This is a genomic window from Micromonospora sp. NPDC048830, from assembly GCF_043198215.1.
GTDB lineage: Bacteria > Actinomycetota > Actinomycetes > Mycobacteriales > Micromonosporaceae > Micromonospora.
Window position 1 is genome coordinate 1 of the sequence record NZ_JBICUP010000112.1, and the last position, 3,237, is coordinate 3,237.

Genomic DNA, 3,237 nt, shown 5'->3' on the forward strand with positions numbered 1-3,237 from the left:
TCGGGCACGATCAGGGTGCCGGCCCGCAGGCGGGCACCGGTCAGGGGCGCCTGCGCCGGCCTGCGGGCCGGGGACGGGGGGCAGCGCCCGGCGGGTCCGACTCCGGTGAGTTCGGCCCCGAGCCGATGGTCCGGGACGCCGAGTTGGGCGAGGCGGCGGCGCCGCGCACAGGCGATCGGGCAGGACTCCCCGCTGAGGTGGTGGACGGGTGGACGGCGGGGGCGCCGCCGGAGCTGCCCGGCGGGTACACCAAAGAGGTCAAGCTCGACCAGCGAGGGCGGCTGCCGATCAAGGTGCGCCGCAGGAGGCCGGTGGCCGCTGCGGGCCAGGAGGCGACGGTCTGGTTCGGTCCCCGCACGGACGGGTCGCCTGAGGGTGAGCTGGCCGGGTGGATCAAGGTCGGGAGCCTGGAGGGCCGGGAGGGCGGCTCGTTCTGGCGGTGGCTGGACCCGGCCCCCACCGAGGAGAACCTGGAGAACCTGAAGAAATACCAGCCCCGGACCGTGCGTGCGGGCAGGTGGACGACGGGGAAGCGGCCGCAGCTGACCGACTGGTACACCAAAGAGGTCCCGATCGACCCGCGAGGGCAGCTGCCGTTCCCGGTGGGCGGCAAGACGCGGCCGGTTGTCGGTGTGGCCGCTGCGAAGCAGGAGGCGACGGTCTGGTTCGGTCGCCGCACGGACGAGCCGCATAAGGGTAAGCCGGCCGCGTGGATCGAGGTCGGGAGCCTGGAGGGCCGGAAGGGCGGCCCGTTCTGGCTGTGGCTGGACCCGGCCCCCACCGTGGACGACCTGAACAGCCTGCAGAACTACGAGTACAAATCCCACCGGACCAAACATGCGGACGAGTGGACGGCGGGGGACCCGCCGCAGCTGACCGACGGGTACACCAAAGAGGTCCCGCTCAACCCGCAAGGGCGGCTGCCGTTCCCGGTGGGCGGCAAGAAGCGGCCGGGTGTCGGTTCGGCCGCTGCGAATCAGATGGCGACGGTCTGGTTCGGTCCCCGCACGGACGAGTCGCATGAGGGTGAGCCGGCCGCGTGGATCAAGGTCGAGAGCCTGGAGGGCCGGAAGGGCGACTCGTTCTGGCGGTGGCTGGACCCGGCCCCCACCCAGGACGACCTGGACAGCCTGCGGACCTACGAGAACCGGAACGTGGATGCGGGCGACTGGACGGCGGGGGACCCGCCGCAGCTGACCGACGGGGACACCAAAGAAATCAAGCTCGACCCGCAAGGGCAGCTGCCGTTCCCGGTGGGCGGCACGCCGGGTGTCGGTTCGGCCGCTGCGGGCCAGATGGCGACGGTCTGGTTCGGTCCCCGCACGGACGAGTCGCATGAGGGTGAGCCGGCCGCGTGGATCAAGGTCGAGAGCCTGGACGGCCGGGAGGGCGGCCCGTTCTGGCTGTGGCTGGACCCGGCCCCCACCAAGGACGAGCTGAAGAAGCTGAAGAAATACCAGCCCCGGACCGTGCATGCGGGCGACTGGACGACGGGGGACCCGCCGGAGCTGACCGGCGGGTACACCAAAGAGGTCCCGATCAACCCGCAAGGGCAGCTGCCGTTCCCGGTGGGCGGCACGCCGGGTGTCGGTTCGGCCGCTGCGGGCCAGATGGCGACGGTCTGGTTCGGTCCCCGCACGGACGAGTCACATGAGGGTGAGCCGGCCGCGTGGATCAAGGTCGAGAGCCTGAAGGGCCGGAAGGGCGACTCGTTCTGGCGGTGGCTGGACCCGGCCCCCACCCAGGACGACCTGGACAGCCTGCGGACCTACGAGAACCGGAACGTGGATGCGGGCGACTGGACGGCGGGGGACCCGCCGCAGCTGACCGACGGGGACACCAAAGAAATCAAGCTCGACCCGCAAGGGCAGCTGCCGTTCCCGGTGGGCGGCACGCCGGGTGTCGGTTCGGCCGCTGCGGGCCAGATGGCGACGGTCTGGTTCGGTCCCCGCACGGACGAGTCGCATGAGGGTGAGCCGGCCGCGTGGATCAAGGTCGAGGGCCTGGACGGCCGGGAGGGCGGCCCGTTCTGGCTGTGGCTGGACCCGGCCCCCACCAAGGACGAGCTGAAGAAGCTGAAGAAATACCAGCCCCGGACCGTGCATGCGGGCGACTGGACGACGGGGGACCCGCCGGAGCTGACCGGCGGGTACACCAAAGAGGTCAAGCTCGACCAGCAAGGGCGGCTGCCGATCAAGGTGCGCCGCAAAAGGCCGGTTATCAGTGTGGCCGCTGCGGGCCAGATGGCGACGGTCTGGTTCGGTCCCCGCACGGACAGGTTGCCTGAGGGTGAGCTGGCCGCGTGGATCAAGGTCGAGAGCCTGGAGGGCCGGGAGGGCCGCTCGTCCTGGCGGTGGCTGGACCCGGCCCCCACCGAAAAGGACCTGGAGAACCTGAAGAAATACCAGCCCCGGACCGTGCATGCGGGCAGGTGGACGACGGGGAAGCGGCCGCAGCTGACCGACTGGTACACCAAAGAGGTCAAGCTCGACCGGCGAGGGCATCTGCCGTTCACGCTGGACGACAAGAGGCGGAGTGTCGGTGTGGCCGCTGCGAACGAGGAGGCGACGGTCTGGTTCGGTCGCCGCACGGACGAGCCGCATAAGGGTAAGCCGGCCGCGTGGATCGAGGTCGGGAGCCTGGAGGGCCGGAAGGGCGGCCCGTTCTGGCTGTGGCTGGACCCGGCCCCCACCAAAAAGGACCTGGAGGACCTGCGGACCTACGAGCCTGCGGGCGGGTGGACGGCGGGGGACCCGCCGGAGCTGACCGGCGGGTACACCAAAGAGGTCCCGATCAACCCGCAAGGGCAGCTGCCGTTCAGGGTGAGCCGCAGGAGGCTGGGTTTCGGTGTGGCCACTGCGAAGCAGGAGGCGACGGTCTGGTTCGGTCGCACGGACGGGTCGCCTGAGGGTGAGCCGGCTGCGTGGATCAAGGTCAAGGGCCTGAAGGGCCGGAAGGGCGGCCCGTTCTGGCGGTGGCTGGACCCGCCCCCCACCGAGGACGACCTGAACAGGCTGAAGAAATACGAGCCCCGGGCCCTGGATGCGGGTGGGTGGACGGAGGGAGACCCGCCGCAGCTGACCGGCGGGTCCCCCGACGACGCTGTTCCGGTGACACCCGCGTCAACCGGATCCGTAGCCGCGGCATACCAAGCAGAGCAGGACGACGCGGTAGATGTCCCCGGACCCGACACAGACGACCCGACCCCACCGGTCGACGGGTCGTGGGCCCGTCCGG

General features: G+C 71.0%; 1 protein-coding gene. It reads left to right on the forward strand.

Going from position 1 to position 3,237, the window contains the following annotated elements; translation table 11 throughout:
• Positions 1-200 precede the first annotated feature (200 nt).
• Positions 201-3,237 (forward strand): hypothetical protein (locus tag ACGFIZ_RS34085; RefSeq protein ID WP_393427412.1); only part of this gene is annotated, 3,037 nt, incomplete at its 3' end.